Origin of the sequence: Sporosarcina sp. SAFN-015, from assembly GCF_051966875.1 — a bacterium.
Taxonomy (GTDB): domain Bacteria; phylum Bacillota; class Bacilli; order Bacillales_A; family Planococcaceae; genus Sporosarcina.
The window spans coordinates 22,709-39,534 of record NZ_JBQCKP010000008.1; the positions used below are offsets into that span (position 1 = coordinate 22,709).

19 protein-coding genes and 1 pseudogene are annotated in these 16,826 nt (G+C 43.1%); 15 read left to right on the forward strand and 5 right to left on the reverse strand.

From position 1 onward, the window contains the following. Positions 1-20: 20 nt before the first annotated feature. From lepB to nhaC, 7 genes are all read left to right on the forward strand, one after another. The gene (gene lepB / locus ACTHPA_RS13925; RefSeq protein ID WP_440501026.1) at positions 21-548 is read left to right on the forward strand and encodes a signal peptidase I; all 528 of its coding nucleotides are present in this window, start codon (positions 21-23) and stop codon (positions 546-548) included. 63 nt (positions 549-611) lie between these two features. After that, the gene (locus ACTHPA_RS13930; RefSeq protein ID WP_440501028.1) at positions 612-797 is read left to right on the forward strand and encodes a hypothetical protein; all 186 of its coding nucleotides are present in this window, start codon (positions 612-614) and stop codon (positions 795-797) included. A gap of 114 nt (positions 798-911) precedes the next feature. Then, a complete protein-coding gene (locus ACTHPA_RS13935) occupies positions 912-3,062 on the forward strand; it encodes an ATP-dependent helicase (RefSeq protein ID WP_440501030.1) in 2,151 nt (716 codons plus the stop codon). Then, on the forward strand, positions 3,059-3,436 hold the full coding sequence (gene crcB, locus ACTHPA_RS13940) for a fluoride efflux transporter CrcB (protein ID WP_440501032.1): 378 nt from the start codon (positions 3,059-3,061) through the stop codon (positions 3,434-3,436). Before ACTHPA_RS13935 ends, crcB (ACTHPA_RS13940) begins: the two co-directional genes overlap by 4 nt. After that, positions 3,433-3,792: a fluoride efflux transporter CrcB gene (gene crcB, locus ACTHPA_RS13945; protein WP_440501034.1), complete on the forward strand. Its 360-nt coding sequence runs from the start codon at positions 3,433-3,435 to the stop codon at positions 3,790-3,792. The genes crcB (ACTHPA_RS13940) and crcB (ACTHPA_RS13945) overlap by 4 nt, the downstream gene beginning before the upstream one ends. Before the next feature lie 73 nt (positions 3,793-3,865). Beyond that, positions 3,866-5,932 (forward strand): catalase, encoded by a 2,067-nt coding sequence (locus ACTHPA_RS13950; protein ID WP_440501036.1) that lies wholly within the window; start codon positions 3,866-3,868, stop codon positions 5,930-5,932. Positions 5,933-6,318: 386 nt separating this feature from the next. Beyond that, the gene (nhaC, locus tag ACTHPA_RS13955) at positions 6,319-7,698 is read left to right on the forward strand and encodes a Na+/H+ antiporter NhaC (RefSeq protein WP_440501037.1); all 1,380 of its coding nucleotides are present in this window, start codon (positions 6,319-6,321) and stop codon (positions 7,696-7,698) included. 34 nt (positions 7,699-7,732) lie between these two features. On the opposite strand, the gene ACTHPA_RS13960 is transcribed toward nhaC, so the two are convergent. From ACTHPA_RS13960 to ACTHPA_RS13970, 3 genes are all read right to left on the reverse strand, one after another. Next, positions 7,733-8,266 carry an isoprenylcysteine carboxyl methyltransferase family protein gene (locus tag ACTHPA_RS13960; protein WP_440501038.1) on the reverse strand — a complete coding sequence of 178 codons (534 nt, stop codon included), beginning with the start codon at positions 8,264-8,266 and terminating at the stop codon, positions 7,733-7,735. 10 nt (positions 8,267-8,276) lie between these two features. Continuing rightward, positions 8,277-9,356: a type III polyketide synthase gene (locus ACTHPA_RS13965; RefSeq protein ID WP_440501039.1), complete on the reverse strand. Its 1,080-nt coding sequence runs from the start codon at positions 9,354-9,356 to the stop codon at positions 8,277-8,279. Between the two features lie 148 nt (positions 9,357-9,504). Continuing rightward, entirely contained in the window at positions 9,505-9,957 is a 453-nt protein-coding gene (locus tag ACTHPA_RS13970; protein WP_440501040.1) for a YaiI/YqxD family protein, read from the reverse strand. Between the two features lie 150 nt (positions 9,958-10,107). Here ACTHPA_RS13970 and ACTHPA_RS13975 point away from each other — a divergent pair, with 150 nt between their 5' ends. Then, positions 10,108-10,338 carry a hypothetical protein gene (locus tag ACTHPA_RS13975; protein WP_440501041.1) on the forward strand — a complete coding sequence of 77 codons (231 nt, stop codon included), beginning with the start codon at positions 10,108-10,110 and terminating at the stop codon, positions 10,336-10,338. A 104-nt stretch (positions 10,339-10,442) separates the two neighbouring features. Here the strand turns inward: ACTHPA_RS13975 and ACTHPA_RS13980 are convergent, their stop codons facing one another. After that, positions 10,443-11,474 carry a DUF4097 family beta strand repeat-containing protein gene (locus ACTHPA_RS13980; protein ID WP_440501042.1) on the reverse strand — a complete coding sequence of 344 codons (1,032 nt, stop codon included), beginning with the start codon at positions 11,472-11,474 and terminating at the stop codon, positions 10,443-10,445. Beyond that, a complete protein-coding gene (locus ACTHPA_RS13985) occupies positions 11,467-11,790 on the reverse strand; it encodes a PadR family transcriptional regulator (RefSeq protein ID WP_440501043.1) in 324 nt (107 codons plus the stop codon). The genes ACTHPA_RS13980 and ACTHPA_RS13985 overlap by 8 nt, the downstream gene beginning before the upstream one ends. 175 nt (positions 11,791-11,965) lie before the next feature. Here ACTHPA_RS13985 and ACTHPA_RS13990 point away from each other — a divergent pair, with 175 nt between their 5' ends. The 7 genes and pseudogenes from ACTHPA_RS13990 to ACTHPA_RS14020 all read left to right on the forward strand — a co-directional run bounded on the left by ACTHPA_RS13990 (position 11,966) and on the right by ACTHPA_RS14020 (position 16,822). Then, on the forward strand, positions 11,966-12,421 hold the full coding sequence (locus ACTHPA_RS13990; protein ID WP_440501044.1) for a hypothetical protein: 456 nt from the start codon (positions 11,966-11,968) through the stop codon (positions 12,419-12,421). A 16-nt stretch (positions 12,422-12,437) separates the two neighbouring features. Continuing rightward, the gene (locus tag ACTHPA_RS13995; RefSeq protein WP_440501045.1) at positions 12,438-12,593 is read left to right on the forward strand and encodes a hypothetical protein; all 156 of its coding nucleotides are present in this window, start codon (positions 12,438-12,440) and stop codon (positions 12,591-12,593) included. Positions 12,594-12,664: 71 nt separating this feature from the next. Further along, positions 12,665-14,041 (forward strand): leucyl aminopeptidase family protein, encoded by a 1,377-nt coding sequence (locus tag ACTHPA_RS14000; protein ID WP_440501046.1) that lies wholly within the window; start codon positions 12,665-12,667, stop codon positions 14,039-14,041. Positions 14,042-14,451: 410 nt separating this feature from the next. Next, positions 14,452-15,570 carry an RNA-guided endonuclease TnpB family protein gene (locus ACTHPA_RS14005; protein WP_440501253.1) on the forward strand — a complete coding sequence of 373 codons (1,119 nt, stop codon included), beginning with the start codon at positions 14,452-14,454 and terminating at the stop codon, positions 15,568-15,570. A gap of 113 nt (positions 15,571-15,683) precedes the next feature. Then, positions 15,684-15,791, forward strand: a pseudogene (locus ACTHPA_RS14010) (protein kinase); the annotation flags it as partial. Positions 15,792-15,821: 30 nt separating this feature from the next. Next, on the forward strand, positions 15,822-16,373 hold the full coding sequence (locus tag ACTHPA_RS14015; RefSeq protein ID WP_440501047.1) for a histidine phosphatase family protein: 552 nt from the start codon (positions 15,822-15,824) through the stop codon (positions 16,371-16,373). A 17-nt stretch (positions 16,374-16,390) separates the two neighbouring features. Then, complete coding sequence (locus ACTHPA_RS14020) at positions 16,391-16,822, forward strand: NUDIX hydrolase (protein ID WP_440501048.1); 432 nt, start codon at positions 16,391-16,393, stop codon at positions 16,820-16,822. The last annotated feature ends 4 nt before the right edge of the window (positions 16,823-16,826 follow it).

Consider the following 16,826-nt stretch of genomic DNA (forward strand, 5'->3'; position numbering starts at 1 on the left):
GTAAGATCGGGGGCTTCCATATGAAAAAAGAAACAACTTCTGAAATCTTCTCATGGATTAAAGCGATTGCAGTTGCATTCGTTCTCGTGTTTGTCATTAGGCACTTCCTATTCTCACCAGTCATCGTTTCCGGTCAATCCATGGAACCGACATTCGAATCGGAAAACCGAGTCATCATTTCAAAAATCCATAAACTTGATCATTTTGACTTAGTAGTTTTCCATGCGCCCGGTTCGACAGAAGATTATATTAAACGGGTGATCGGCTTGCCGGGGGATACAGTTGTCATGAAAGATGACAGGCTTTTCATTAACGGGAAAGAGTATGAAGAGGACTATATCCAAGCAAATAAGGAACAACTTTTCAAAGATCAAAAATTGACAGAGGACTTTGAAGTTACAGTGCCTGAAGGACAGCTTTTCGTGTTGGGCGATAATCGGAGGAACAGTACGGATAGCCGAGCAATCGGTTGTATCGATGAAGCCTCGGTCGTTGGAAAGGTCGGTTTCAGGTTTTATCCCTTACATTCAATCGGCGTCCCTAAATAACTGGGATTAACTCTCCTTTAAAAGGGTATTCCTATACAGACTACCAAAGAAGGAGCGATTGAATTGTCTAAAGAACATAAAAACAATGAGAGCAGCACTAAAGACAATACGAACAGGGCTCAACTTGCGGGAACCGAGTATACCGACGAACAGCGGCATACGAACGAAGTAGCCTCCACAGCGTATCAAGGCAGCAAGAAGAAAAAAGTGGACATTCAAAACGATAGGCTCGAGTCAGGCGGCTTTTAATCGACAACCTCTGCGTAAATTGCAGAGGTTGTTTTTTTCGCGACCATAAAGTCTACAAAATGTGCGTTCGTATGGTAAATTAAGAACATCGTAAGAAGAAGGAGTACCAATGCAATGACTGATTTTTTTATAAGGAAAAAGAATGAACTACATATACAATTGAACGACGTCCAGAAAAAAGCCGTTAAGCAAACGGAAGGTCCATTGCTCTTATTAGCATGTCCCGGGTCGGGGAAAACGACAACGATGATTATGCGGATCGGCTATTTGATTGAAGAGAAGAATGCGAATCCGAAACGCATAAAAGCAATTACATTCAGTCGAGCATCAGCACGCGATATGACAGAACGTTTTAAACGTTTTTTCCCACAGCATTCTCCAGTCGATTTTTCGACGATTCATAGCCTCGCATTTACAATTACCCGAACCTATTTGCAAAAGACGGGAGTTACATTTGAATTGATTGAAGGTGGAGGGAATCAGAAACAGCCTCTCACTAAAATGTCGTTGCTGAAACGTCTGTATAAAGAAACTGTTCGGGAAGAAGGAACAGAAGATGAATTGACATCCCTGTCGACATTTATCAGTTTTCTGAAAAACAGGATGATTCCTTTCAACGAATGGGAACAAGTTCAAGCTCCATTCGACAAGGCAGGTACAATTGCGCTTGGCTATGAGCAAATTAAATCGAAAACGCAAGGGCATCTTCTGCTCGATTTTGATGATATGCTGTCCATTGCGGAACAGGCGTTACGAGTCGATGAACAACTTGCTGAAAAATTCCGCTCGCGGTATGACTACGTTTTGACAGACGAAAGCCAGGACACTTCTCTTGTTCAACACCGGATTGTCGAGCATCTTGTTGCACATCATGGCAATCTTTGTGTCGTAGCGGATGATGATCAATCAATCTATACGTGGCGCGGAGCAGATCCCGCTTACTTACTGAACTTCAAGCAAGTGTACCCAGATGCAAAATTGCTTAGAATGGAGCAGAATTACCGTTCGTCCAAAGAAATTGTAGAAACTGCAGCTACATTCATTACACGCAATAAGCAAAGGTACAAGAAAGAGATGCGGACAGACAATGAAGGAGCGGGACCGATTGTCATGAAGCAATTCGAAGACCCAAAACGGCTATTGGAATATGTTACATATGAATTATTGGATGAGCAAAACTTGGAAGAAGTCGCTGTTTTATTTAGAAATAATGCTTCCTCGACAATGTATGTCAACGAACTTCATCGAAGGGGAATCCCTTTCTACATGAAAGACGCAGATGATAAATTCTTTTCCCATTGGGTAGTAGAAGATATTTTGAATTTTATGCGGCTCAGCTTTAATGTAGAAAGGAAGGATGTTTTCTCAAAAATTGCTATGAAAATGAATCTCTTCATTTCACGCGATATGTTATCCCGGTTCATGAATAAAGCGACATCCGGAAATGTATTTGAATCTTTCATCCAATCGGTTCAGTTGAAAGGCAGTCAAATCGAAAAATTGGATGCTTGCATTGAGGTTTATAAAAAAATTCCCGATATGCGGCCAGCCCAAGTAATCCGGATGATCCGATATGAACTTGAATATGAGGAAGCTTTGAAAAGTCGGGCGGCAAAATTCGGTTATCGGATCGATCAGCTTCTTGGCATTCTTGATACGCTTGAAGGAATCGCGTCCCAAGTGCGCACAATGGTTGATTTTGCGAATCGCTTGAAGGAATTGGAGCAGGCGGTGCAACAGGCGAAATTCAATCCACCCGCAAATGCATTGACGTTATCGACTTTTCATAGCGCCAAAGGATTGGAATTTAGGCGTGTGTTCATGATTGATTTGGTAAAAGGAATCATCCCATCCGAAGAAGACGAAACTGACCCGATGTTGCTTGAGGAAGCAAGACGACTATTTTATGTAGGCATGACAAGGGCAAAAGAACGATTAGAGTTGCTGTCTTATCGAGAGGCGAATGGGAAGCCCAAAGACGATTCAAGATTTTTGAATGAAGTTCGGGCGATTTTAATGAAGCCTGAAAAGAGAAACACTGAAAAATTGCAGAAGGCTGATTTGTCGACATTGCCGGATCCTGATGGAATTGCTAACAGGACAGAATTATCCGTCGGTATGCACGTCGTACACCGTGTATTCGGAAGAGGGGTCATCAATGGAATTGGGGAAGAGAATATACAAATCCAATTCGGGCAGAATGAAAAGCAGCTGTTGCTTGAAACGATTTTATTACGTCGTCTCTTGAAGAGGGTGGATCTATGAAGCAAGCCCTATATATCGGAATTGCTGGGGCGATCGGAGCAATTTGCCGGGTAGGGATCGGGAGGTTGTTTAAAGATGTATCAGATTTTCCGATGTCGACATTAACTGTCAATTTGATCGGAACATTTATCCTTTGTCTTCTCAGTGCAGGCGCCCTTCAAAGGATCACGGCAGATAAACAGATTCAAATGGCGGTGACAACAGGATTCCTCGGTTCATTTACTACGTTTTCCGCCTTCAGCATGGAAACGGTGAGCCTTATGCAAGATGGGCAATTGATGCTAGCTGTACTTTATATGGCGGTAAGTGTTATCGGGGGGCTTGCCATAGGTCTATTCGGCTTTATGATTGGTCGCAGGATGGTGAAAGCATGACGGTAGTTGAAGCAGTCGTTATTGGAGCAGGTGGATTTGTCGGAGCCATCCTCAGATTTTTCATTTCCGCAAAGATGAATAAAGAGGAAGGGTTTCCCATCGGGACGCTGATCGTCAATTTGACAGGCTCTTTCCTAATCGGTCTTATATTGGGATTCGAGTTACCGTTGCTATGGGCAGTCTTTCTTGCATCGGGTTTGATGGGCGCTCTTACGACTTTTTCTACGCTTATGAAGGAGCTAATTCAGTTGTGGAAGAGAAATCAACGGAAAAAGTCGATTCTCTATAGTGTTCTGACCCTCGGATTAGGAGCCTTTTTAGCATATCTTGGATTTATCATCGGTCAATTATGGTAATTTGCTGTTTGTTTGGAGAATCTCTTGACGGGAATAGAGTAGGAGACTACTAAAACCGAATGGAGGAAATGAAATGGATAGAAACCATTCCGTAGATGCCAACAGCAAAGATAAACAATTGGAACAATATCGATCACTCGACAAAGGGAAGAAGATGACGACGAATCAAGGGTTGAAAATCTCGGAAGATGAGCATTCATTAAAAGCCGGATACCGGGGACCAACTCTTATGGAAGACTTCCATTTCCGTGAGAAGATGACTCATTTCGACCATGAGCGGATTCCCGAGCGGGTCGTCCATGCTAGAGGGTACGCAGCCCATGGGGAGTTCGAATTATATGAGTCGATGAAAAAATATACGAAAGCAGCTTTCTTACAGGAACCAGGTTCGAAGACTCCCGTTTTTACACGGTTTTCGACCGTTGCAGGTAGCCGTGGATCCGGTGAAACGGTGCGGGACGTCCGTGGATTCGCCGTGAAGTTTTATACGGAAGAAGGGAATTATGACCTCGTTGGAAATAACATCCCCGTGTTTTTCATCCAAGACGCCATTAAGTTCCCAGATTTAGTTCACGCAGTCAAACCAGAGCCGCATAATGAAATGCCGCAAGCCGCTTCGGCTCACGACACATTTTGGGATTTCGTTGCAAACAATCAGGAATCGGCACATATGATCATGTGGCATATGTCCGACCGAACGATCCCAAGAAGCTTCAGGATGATGGAAGGCTTCGGAGTGCATACGTTCCGATTCGTCAATGACGAAGGAAATGCTCATTTCGTGAAGTTCCACTGGAAGCCGAAACTCGGGGTACATTCTTTAGTTTGGGATGAAGCCCAAAAGATCAACGGTAAAGATCCCGACTTCCATCGGAGAGACTTATGGGAAGCGATTGAAAGAGGAGATTTCGTCGAGTTTGAATTGGGCGTTCAGCTTATCGAAGAAAAAGATGAATTCATGTTCGACTTCGATATTTTAGACCCGACGAAGATATGGCCAGAAGAGCAAGTGCCCGTCAAAATCATCGGCAAGATGACATTGAACCGGAATGTGGATAATGTGTTCGCGGAAACCGAGCAAGTCGCGTTTCATCCTGGCAATGTCGTGCCGGGCATCGACTTCACGAACGACCCATTATTGCAAGGGCGATTATTTTCGTATACGGATACACAACTGATCAGATTGGGAGGACCGAATTTCCACGAACTCCCGATCAATCGTCCTGTTTGTCCATTCCATAATAACCAGCGCGACGGGTACGGCAGGCAGACGATCAATGTCGGCCAAGTGAGCTACCATAAAAATTCATTGGCGGACAATACGCCTACCGTTTCATCGGAAGAGGAAGGCGGATATGTTCATTATCAAGAAAAAGTCGAAGGCCGAAAAATACAGGCACGCAGTGAGTCATTCGCCGACCATTTCTCACAGGCGAAGCTTTTCTGGAACAGTATGTCGATTCCGGAGAAAAAGCACATTGTCGATGCCTTCAGCTTCGAAGTCGGCAAGGTGAAAAGTAGGAGTGTCAGACAGCAAATCGTTGATATGTTTGCCAATGTGGATGTCGGGTTGGCAACGGCGTTGGCTGAAGCTGTTGGGGCTGAATTTCCAACAGATGTCGAAGAATCGCCTATCACAGAGTCATCGCCTGCTTTAAGTCAACTGACAACAGCTATGCTTCCAGAAACGCGTAAAGTGGCAATCTTGATTGGAAGCGGATTCGATGGAGATGAGGTAGAAACGTTAGTTTCTTCGTGCTTAAACGCGGGGATGAGCGTAGACCTCGTTGGAGATAAGTTCGGTGTCCGTTATGGTGAAAATGATTTGGCGGTTGAAATCGATGAAACGTTTTTAACTGTCCATCCGACGTTATACGATGCAATTTATGTAGTTGGCGGAGAGGCGGACAATATGAAGAAATTCACAATGGATATTGTCGATTTCATCAATGAATCATATAAGCATTACAAGCCGATTGGCATCGCGTCTACTGGAAAAATATTTTTTGAGGTGTCTGACGCAGAAGCGGGGCCTGGCATCATTGTGAACGAGAATGATGGTGCATTTGCAGACAACTTTATCAATGCTGTAGCTGCACATCGCCACTGGAACCGGAAAGTGTACGGCTGGGAAGAATAGGATTATTAAGTTGCCATACCTGTTTATGCGACAGGGATGGCAATTTTTCTTGTTGAATTTGAAAATCGGACTGAAGGACTGTTGACTTATCCGTCAGGGCTGGTAATATACAAACATAATCATTCAACAGTTTGAAACGAATAATATTCGGAGAGTCGACATAGTAATCCTGTTGCGGGCAGCAAAAAGAGACTGAATGGATAGTGCAAGTTCAGGCAGCAGCAGGCATGAAGTACACCGACAGCTTTTCTCCGATGAAAATGAAGTGGACGGCAGGATTGCCTGTCGTCAATCAGGGTGGTATCGCGGAGAACTCCTTCGTCCCTTATCCAAGGGATGGAAGGGGTTCTTTCTGTTTAGTATAGATCTAAGGAGGAGTTCATGATATGTTTCAAATAAAAGCGATCCATTCGCCAGCATTTTGGGAATCTGCCCTACTTGTTTTCGGCATCGTGGCGATGATCAGTGTCAGTATAATTACATTCGATTCCGTTCCTCATTTGCCGATTCTATTTTCGATTCTTTTATTGATTGGATATGGCCTGTTGAAAAGGATCCCTTTTAAGAAACTTGAAAGAGGATTGGTGGAAGGCGCTGGAGCCGGCATGGGAGCGGTCTTCCTCTTTTTCTTCATCGGCATCCTCATAAGCAGCTGGATGATGAGCGGGACGATTCCTACGTTGATTTACGCAGGATTTCACTTAATCACACCTACATTCTTTTTTGCGATTGTCTTCGTCGTCACCGCGATTGTCGGCGTCTCGGTAGGAAGCTCCCTTACAACGGTTGCAACGGTCGGTGTGGCATTCATCGGAATGGCTAGCATTCTTGAACTTTCGCTGCCAATTGCGGCGGGTGCTATTGTTTCGGGAGCGTTTTTCGGGGATAAAATGTCGCCGTTGTCCGATACGACGAATCTTGCGTCTTCGATTGTAGGAGTCGATCTTTTCGAGCATATCCGCAATATGGGGTGGACGACGATTCCTGCATTTTTCTTATCCTTACTTTTGTTTGGAGTATTATCGCCATCCGTCACGACAGGAGAGTTCGACAAGATTGCGCTTTTTCAAGAAACATTGCTGGAAACAGGGATGATCCATTGGTATACGGTCATTCCACTTGTTGCTTTATTTGTATTGACGATTGCGAAAGTGCCTGCCTTTCTTACTCTGGCGATCAGTTCAGCTGTGGCGGTTGCTCTTTCATTCCTCCATCAAAGCATTGGATTTTCGCAAGTGCTCGGCATATTGTTTAGCGGATTTGTTTCCACGACGGGTGTGGCGGATGTAGATGCATTGCTCACACGTGGCGGAATGGAGAGCATGATGTTCACAGTAGCTTTAGTGCTATTGGCTCTGAGCATGGGAGGATTGTTATTTACGTTAGGGATTGTCCAAAGTTTGTTGGCACAGGTCGAAATGCTTTTGAAGAAAGTTTCTTCTGTCATTACGGCTTCGGCAATGACAGCCATCGGCATAAACGTTTTGATTGGCGAACAATATTTATCAATTTTATTGACAGGGCAGGCGTTTCAAACACAGTACGAAAAAGTTGGCTTGGCGAATAAAAACTTGAGTCGAGTGATGGAAGATGCAGGAACGGTTGTGAATCCGCTCGTTCCATGGAGTGTATGCGGTATTTTCATTTCTGACGTGTTGGGCGTTTCCACAATCGACTATATGTTTTTCGCTTTCTTCTGCCTGCTATCGCCGATTTTGACGATTCTTTTCGGGTATATGGGGAAAACATTGACGCGTACGACTTGAAAAACAAAACACCGGGAGACTTCCCGGTGTTTTGTCATTTATTCAACTGAAATTCTTCCGTATAGTTCGTCGCTTTCCGAAGTGCTTGTTCCTCTGCGGGTATGCGGACAGACATCATCCAAATATTAAGAAGTGAAAAGATGATAGCTGTAAATAAAGCATTAAATAATAACGGAAGGACAAGCAATTCTGTTGCGACGATAATATAATTCGGATGACGGATCCACTTGTACGGTCCTTTCCGGACGACCTGCGCATTTGGGAGGACGATGATTTTTGTGTTCCAATATTTTCCCAACGAAGTGAGGCACCATATCCTCAAAAATTGAGCAGCTAAAAAGATTCCTAACCAGATGGGCCATAAAGACGAAAGCTGGCGGTGGAGGAATGTAACTTCCGCAATGAGCACAATAAAAAAGAATACATGCATCGCGACCATAAATGGATAATGGGATGTGCCTGCTTCAAAAGCACCTTCGCTTTTCATCCATTTTTCGTTGCGCTTAGCGATGAACAATTCGATGATTCGCTGCAAAATGACAATGGTTAGGACAATACTGAATATCAATTCAGGCACCTCATTCCCATTTCAACAATAGCAATTCACCGCAAAAACCTGGGCCAAGAGCGGCCATCAATCCATAATCGCCCGCGGATGGTTCCGTTTCCATGAATCGCTTAAGTACATAAAGGACTGTAGGGGAAGACATATTACCGTGATTTCGTAACACATCCCTCGAAATATCAGTCATTGAACTATCGAAACCCAATGAATCCTCATACGCCGTCAATACTTTTTTGCCTCCAGGATGTGCTACGAAATGATTTATATCATCTTTTAGAAGATTGTAAGAACCAAGGAATTCATGTACGAACGGCCCGAGCCAATTAGTGATGATCGATGGAATGCTTTTCGAAAAAATGACGTATAGCCCATTGTTTTGAATATCCCATCCCATGACGTCCTCGGAGTCAGGCATCCATTTTGACGTTGTGCCGATGATGGAAGGGACAGGGATGTTGACAGCAATTTCGGATTGATCACCTGATATTAGTGCACAAGCGACTCCATCGGAAAACAATGATACCCCAACAAGATTACTTTTCGAATAATCGTCTTTTTGAAACGTTAAGCTGCAAAGTTCGATGGAGAGCACTAACACATTTGCCTTCGGGAATGCTTTGCAATATTCGAAAGCTCGGCTCACGCCGGCAGCCCCTCCTGCACAGCCTAGCCCCCATATCGGAATCCGTTTCAAGTCATCACGGAAAGGAAGCCTATTCATAATGCGAGCTTCTATACTTGGCGTAGCGATACCAGTGCTTGAAATGAAGAAAATGGCATCAATTTCTGAAGGGGAGACTTCATTAGTCAACGTACTTGATTGTTGCAGGCAGGCTTGTACAGCTTGCACGCCTAAATCGATGGCATGCTTAATGTATAAGTCGTTCCGCTCTTTAAAATCATGTGCTTGGCCATACCACTCAAGTGGCATGCAAACATCCCGCTTTTCAATATCACCGTTTTGGAATACGTTCAAAAGCCGTTCAATATCTTTGAATTTCCGGCTGAAAAGTGAGCGGGTCAATGCAACTGCTTCCGCTTGCTTCACCTCGTGAGGGGGCAATACGGTGCTGACGGAAAGAATTTTTGGCATGGAAAGACCTCCGATATGTTTATCATTCTGTTACCTTAGCAGTCAGTTACTAAACATCGTTGAAAGTTGGATGAAGAATGGTAGAAGAAATTACAATAGTTTATGAATGAGGAGAATCGAATATGAAAGCCCGACAAAAGAGCGGGCCTTAATCGGTTGGTGATAGGAGTAATTTGCATAGCTCTCGAAATTTCTCTTTAAATCTTTCATTGTTTTCTTTTGATCGTTTTTTCGGACCCCGGAGTCGTCCTCCCGCCATTCTGATTTTCTGTGCAGTATGCCTTGCGAATAAAAGCTGGTCAATGTTTTCATTTGTATACAGTCTGCCGTTCTGATCGATCGGATGGCCTTGCTTCGCCAACACCATGGCGGCTAATCCATAATCTTGGGTGACGACAATATCACCTTTTTGAACTTTATTAACTAGAACAAAATCGACAGCATCTGCACCTTTGGAAACGATAATCGTCTCCGCACCTTCCCGATGCATTTCATGAGCTGTATCGCAAATAAGCGTACAAGGCAGTTTGAATTGCTTTGCAATTGAAATCGTTTCATTGACGACCGGACAGCCATCTGCATCCACAAAAACCATAACCATGGCAAGACCTCTTTTCAATTAAAGTATGAAAGCGAATTTCTATAATCATACTATACATGGATTGATGCCTCACTATATCATATTCAATCGTTTTCATTTCATTCAAGAAGGGTAAGTAAATATAAAAATGGAAAAAGGAGCGGGGCACGAATGAAAATGGAAGAGGAAGGAAATATGACGATAGAAGAGTCTGAAAGTTATGGACGTGCAATTAATGCTAGGAACGCAGCGGTTGAAAGGAACCAAGTGTACAAAGAGGAAGAGATTATTCCCGCAGATCAACTTCCACCGCCATTAAGTGAAGAGGAAATTAAAAAACGGGTTGGTGCCGAGAACTTTAAAAACAATGATAGTGATTATCAGAACTCTATAAACAGTTAAAGAGGGCGAAGTTTCGCCCTCTTTGTTTTTGGAATAGTTATCTATCGAATGTGTGTAGTTATCTATTGAATCTGTTCAGTTATCACCAAAAAGGGACTAAGGAATCATTTTACTGTAATTCTTCCATTATCAGATTTCAATCGAATTTGATGCAATTCCGCTCCGAAGCGACTGCGTGAATTCCGCTCGCCGTAAACATCAATTCGCCCGTGTCCGGTTTTTGCCAAGATCGTCGCGTTGGACGCTTTGTGTGTCGTTGTAATTTCGATGCTTCCATTATCCGTTTGGAAATCGATGTTGCGATCCAAATGTTCCCCGGCAAGAATGATTCGGCCGTTGTCCGTAATTGCCGTCAGCTCGCCTTCAACTTCGTCGAACTCAATGCGACCATTATCCGATTCAGCATGAATCGTATCAGCTTCGATATTTCTAAGCGTCACCCGACCATTATCCGTTTTTGCTTTCAGGCGGTCTGACTGCACTTTCGAAATTTCAATCCGGCCGTTATCCGTCTCTGCTTCAAGAGAAGTTGCTGCAAGTTCAGCCAATTCGATACGTCCGTTATCAGTGCGGCACTCGATTTGTTTCCCAATCAATTTTTCGGCGTTGATCCGTCCATTATCCGATTTCATGGAAATGGATTGATACAATTTCTTTGGAATAAACACGTTCAATGCCACACCTTTCGTATTGAAATTGAACAAGAATAACCAGTGTGCTTTGTTTTTCAGTTTGATTCTTAGAGTATCTCCGAGAACTTCAGCCGTTAACTCCAGTTTTTCTCTAGACCCCGTCAATTCGACTCTCGTTTCAGTCGTATCGGAAGGGAAGACGGTGAGTGCTCCATGCTGTACGTCGATATCCACTTTTGTAAAACTATTATCTTGTAGTGTAATCACTTCGCTTGTCGGGCTCACACTCATCTCGGCTGTCTCTTTGAATGGGTACGCTTCCAATAGTTCAGCCGCAATTTTTGCAGGTGAACCAAGAGAAGCTGCAATTTCTTCTTCCGCTTTCCCATCCTCGCGGCCATCCGAGAAATATTCGCGGATATCTTGGAGAATATCGTTTCTTTCATCAGTAGGCAAACGTTTCAAAGCGTTTTCAAGCTCGTTGATAAATTGGTTTTCAGTCATGGCGAACGCCCTCCTCGATCAATGTATTAACCCCATCCGTAAAACTGCGCCATTCATCCAATTGTTCATGCAAATACTCTCGCCCAGCCTCCGTCAATTTGTAATATTTACGGGGAGGCCCTTCCGTCGATTCCTGAAGGTATGTCGTAAAATAACCTTCTTTCGTCAGGCGGCGAAGCAACGGATAGACAGAGCCTTCAGAAATCGAAATCTGGTCGGATATTTTCTGTACCAACTCATAGCCGTAGCGATCCTGTTTGTCTAAAAGCACGAGGACACATAGATTCAATACGCCTTTTTTAAATTGGATATTCATGGATCATTCTCCTTTCCAGTACTGTTTATTGAACACTACTGACTTATCAAACATACTGATTAGGAACAATATAACACATGGTATTATTCATTGCAAGGTACTGTAGAAAATATTTACACCGAAACTTTTCTTGTGATGAGACGTATAGAAGGTAGCAAGTACGGAGGTGTTTTGTATGTTTGGCAGAAAAAAATCGAAAGCGGAAGAAGCGAATAGAATCTATTTCAACGTTGGCATCATATCGGTCCAAGAACTTGACGATGCCCAATATGAAACGTGGACGGATGAATTGATGGATGTAGCTGAGAATGTTGGATCTACGTCTTCTTTAGTGCAGGCTAGCTGGGATGAAGATCAATTGAATATCCTTTCAAAGCGTTTTCCAAAAGTGGACATGAATGAAACGGTTTTTATGATAAATGAAATTATCAATGAGGATGTTGAGAAGGAAATTAAACTGCTTGAGCAAAAGCATAAATGGAAAAAGTTTTTTAATACGATTCCGCTTGCAGATTATATTGACGCGGAAGATCGGGTCGTAATGGACGCGAGTAAGACGCTCTACTGCACGAACGATGTACAGGAAGCGGCTGGTTTTCTCAAAGAACAGGCAGGAAAAACAGACATCTAAGTGAGGGGGAAATAGTATGGAAGGAAGCTATTTTGTAGGATGGGGTACACTAGCGTTAATCAACGCAGGAATCGCGCAAGGGAAAAATAGAAGCGGACTGAATTGGTTTTTATTATCTTTATTATTCGGTCCTGTTGCGACGTTCTTCTTAGTCATATCCGAAAAAAGATAATTCTTTTAAAATAGCTGACTTATGGTAAACTATTTCTGTAATCGAAATAAATAGCCGTAGGGGGAATGGAAATGACAGAAGTAAAACTCATTTTCGCAAAAGATGAATTGATTAGCGGAAACGAAGCACGAAAAAATTTCGTCGCGCAGCAAAAAGCAACTCATTGCTCGGTCTTAATCGATGACACACACTATGTCGTCATAAAGGAAGCTGAAAAGGCAAACATGGAAAAAGTTCGTTCGACAGCAGGTGACATTGCGCGTGAATTGGCAGGACAAAAAGTGGACAAGGCGATTGTAAAGGAAGACGTACTAGGAAATGTGTTTGTCGGCTTGGACAAAGTGGAAGTCACAACTGCATTTGCAGAAGGATGGGATCTCGGTTCCTACCAATTCCTATCATATAAATCTGAAGCAGAGCGATTCAGTACTGAGCTTGAAATCGATGGAAATGACGCGCAAGCAGCTGTTCAATCGGGTAAAATCCGTGCAGCAGCAACTGCTTTCTCTCGTGACTTGATGAATGAATTGTCAGATGTCTTGAATCCTGAAACGTATCCGGAAGTATTGAAGCAAAAGTTTGAAGGGAAAGACGTTGAAATAACAGTACACGGCAAAGAGCAGCTTAAAGAGATGGAAATGAACGGTCTCTTGACTGTAAACCGTGGCAGTAAATACAATCCATCATTTGTTGAGATTCGTTATGAGGGAGATGCGTCCAAACCGCTTGTTGCGCTCGTCGGAAAAGGCGTTACATTCGATACAGGCGGAATCAGCCTGAAAAGCGGAAAAGATTTAAGCAGCATGCGTATGGACATGGGAGGTTCTGCAGCAGTTGCAGGAGCAATGCAGCTTCTCGTTGATTCACAGGCGAAAGTGAATGTCGTTGCTTTAATTCCAATGGTAGAAAATACACCGGATGCAAATTCCGTATTCCCTGGCGAAGTGATACGTTATAAAAACGGAAAAACAGTTCAAGTAGGCAATACAGACGCAGAAGGACGCCTCATCTTGGCGGATGCACTTATCCGCGCAGGAGAATTAAATGTGGAATACATCGTTGACATCGCAACACTTACTGGTGCGATCGTAAATGCATTAGGTTCTGAAATTGGCGGTGTCTTTGGGGATGAAGAATTATCTTTCGTCATGAAAAAAGTGGGAGACAGAAACGGTGATTACGTCTGGCCGATGCCGTTAGTAGAAGCTTATGACAAGTCATTGGCAAGTGATTACGCAGACATGAACAATATCAGTTCATTGAACTTTGCGGGCTCCATCACTGCAGGACTGTTCCTACGTCGCTTCGTACCAGAAAACAGCAAATGGCTTCATGTTGACATGGCGGGTATGATGAGCAAGTCAAGCGCATCAGGCTATTATGCTAAATCAGCAACAGGCTATGGTGCACGTTTGTTAGCAGACTACACTGTTGAAATCTCAAAATAAAATAACGAAAAGGGAGCTGTCCAGAGAATCGTCTGGACTGCTTTTTTTGACTCGGATAGTGGCCAACGCCCAAAGTAGGCCGTTACGAGTCCAAAGCAGTTCGACTCACGTCCAAGCAAGCCATCCTGCGCCCAAAGTACGTCACCCTACCGCTTTTACTCCCAGGACACTGCCTTCCTATATAATGTTTGTTATAACATTTGATTTCAAATTGGCAATATAGTGTAAGATAACAAGAGTATAAGAAAATATCTGTTTTTTAATGAAATTCCGAAAGAGTTCTCCCTCTTCAAGCGTGTGAAGGGTGAAACCCAACGGTAAGAGGGAGATGAATTTCGGTTGGCAATAGCCAACACCGCTTTTCATTGATATAATAGGAACAAGTATTCCTATTACTCTGAAATGAGGTGATTGGAGTGGCAAATAAAGCATACAAATTTCGAATCTTTCCGACAAAGGAGCAGGAAGACTTTTTGGTCAGGACATTCGGCTGTGTCCGATTTGTCTACAATAAAATGCTGGCGGAACGCAAGGAAACCTATGAAAAATACAAAGACAACAAGGCATTACTGAGGAAGCAGAAGTTTCCTACTCCCGCCAAATACAAGAAAGAATTTGAGTGGCTCAAGGAGGTTGACAGCCTGGCACTCGCCAACGCCCAGTTGAATCTGCAAAGGGCATTCTCCAATTTCTTCTTAGGCAAGACGAAGTATCCGAAATTCAAGAATCGTAAGTCTAAACAGTCCTACACGACAAACATGGTCACCGGAAACATCAAGATTCTTGCTGGTCATATCAAACTACCGAAACTCACACCCCTTAGAATGAAACAGCATCGCGAAATCCCATCCCATCATGTCATCAAGTCATGCACCGTTTCCCGTTCAGCCACTGGAAAATACCATGTTTCCATACTCACAGAATACGAACACAATCCGGTCAAAAAAGAAATCAACCATGTCGTCGGATTGGATTTTGCCATGGATGGACTTTTTGTCGAAAGCGAAGAGGGTAAGAAAGCCTATTATCCACGGTTCTATCGACAGGCAGAAGGAAAACTGGCAAAGGAACAAAGAAAAATGTCCAACATGATGAATGGCTCCTCCCGCTGGAAAAAGCAGCGAATCAAAGTCGCCAAACTCCACGAAAGAGTGGCAAACCAACGAAAGAACTTCCTTCATCAAGAGTCAAGAAAATTAGCAAACAGATATGATTGTGTCGTCATCGAAAATCTTGATATGAAGGGGATGTCGAAGGCCTTCCGATTCGGCAAAAGCGTTGCCGACAACGGATGGGGGATGTTCACGACATTCTTGCGTTATAAATTGGATGAACAAGGCAAGCAACTCATCAAGATTGACAAATGGTTCCCCTCCTCCAAGACCTGTTCGGCCTGTGGTCATATGCATGCTGCCTTACACCTTTCCGAACGGACGTTCAATTGCGATTGCGGATTCGTTATCGATCGGGATTGGAATGCCGCTATCAACATCAAGAACGAGGGACGGTTGATATTGGATTTGTCCTGATGAAACAGAACTCTTGGAACAAGAGGGTTAGCTCGGTCAGTTTTCGTTGGCTAGTAAAAGCAGCGATAAGTCGAGAAGCCCCCAGTTCAAACGCTAAGCGTTAAGTGGTGGGTAGTTCACTGCATATGTACTGGAATAAAGAAAAGTTAACAGAAGAGCAGATCAGGATTATGAACCATTTTAGGATGAGGATTGAACGGAATAATTCGGTGCTAGGTTAGAAAAGAAAACATATTAAAGGGGAGTTTTCCATGATCTATGTAGTAAGGCATGGACAAACAGATTGGAATAAAGACCGAAAAATGCAGGGGAGAATGGGTGTGCCGCTAAACGAGCATGGAGTACAACAAGCTGAAGCATTAAAAGAGATATTACAAAAAGTAAAGTTTGATTTTGTTTTTTCTTCCCCACAAGAAAGAGCTGTACAAACTGCGGAAATTATTACCGAGCTACAAGCTGTTGTGGATGATCGATTGGACGTATTTGATTTAGGAGAAGCTGACGGGTTACATATCAGCGAAGTAAAGATGGTTGGATCATTACCAGATTCCTCAATTTATAAAGGGGTTGAAGAACCAGCAGAATTTGTTAGAAGGGTGTTTGATTTTATGAAAGAACTTGAAAAACAGTATGGAAATGATGAACGGAATATTCTTGTAGCCGGTCATAGATGTACTACCGGTTGTATTGGCGCCTATTTCAAAGGGATACCTACTGATGGAAATGTACTGAAGTTTTCCTCTGATACGGGTGATTATAAGATATATTATTTTAAAAAATATATAGAAACTCAAATAACATAATAGAGGGGGCAATATCTTTGGGCCAAAATACTACACAAGTTTACACACCACCTAAACATTTTGTATCAGCTGCAACTATTGTACTCAATGACCAAAAGGAAATCCTGTTAATTAAAGGACCGATGAGAGGTTGGGAAATGCCAGGTGGAATCGTTGAGGAAGGCGAGTCTTTGAAAGATGCCGCAATTAGGGAAACTAGAGAGGAGTCCGGTATTGAAATTGAAGTCCTCAAGTTTTGTGGAATATTTCAAAATGTAAACAAATCAATCTGTAATACGTTGTTTTTAGCTAAGCCAATTGGAGGCAAATTAACAACTTCTCCGGAAAGTTTAGAAGTTGGATTTTTTTCTATAGAGCAAGCTTTAGAGATGGTAACTCTAGGGAATTTCAGGCAAAGAATTGAGTACTGTCTTGATAATAGTATTCAACCTTTTTATGTGGAATTTTAGTGGT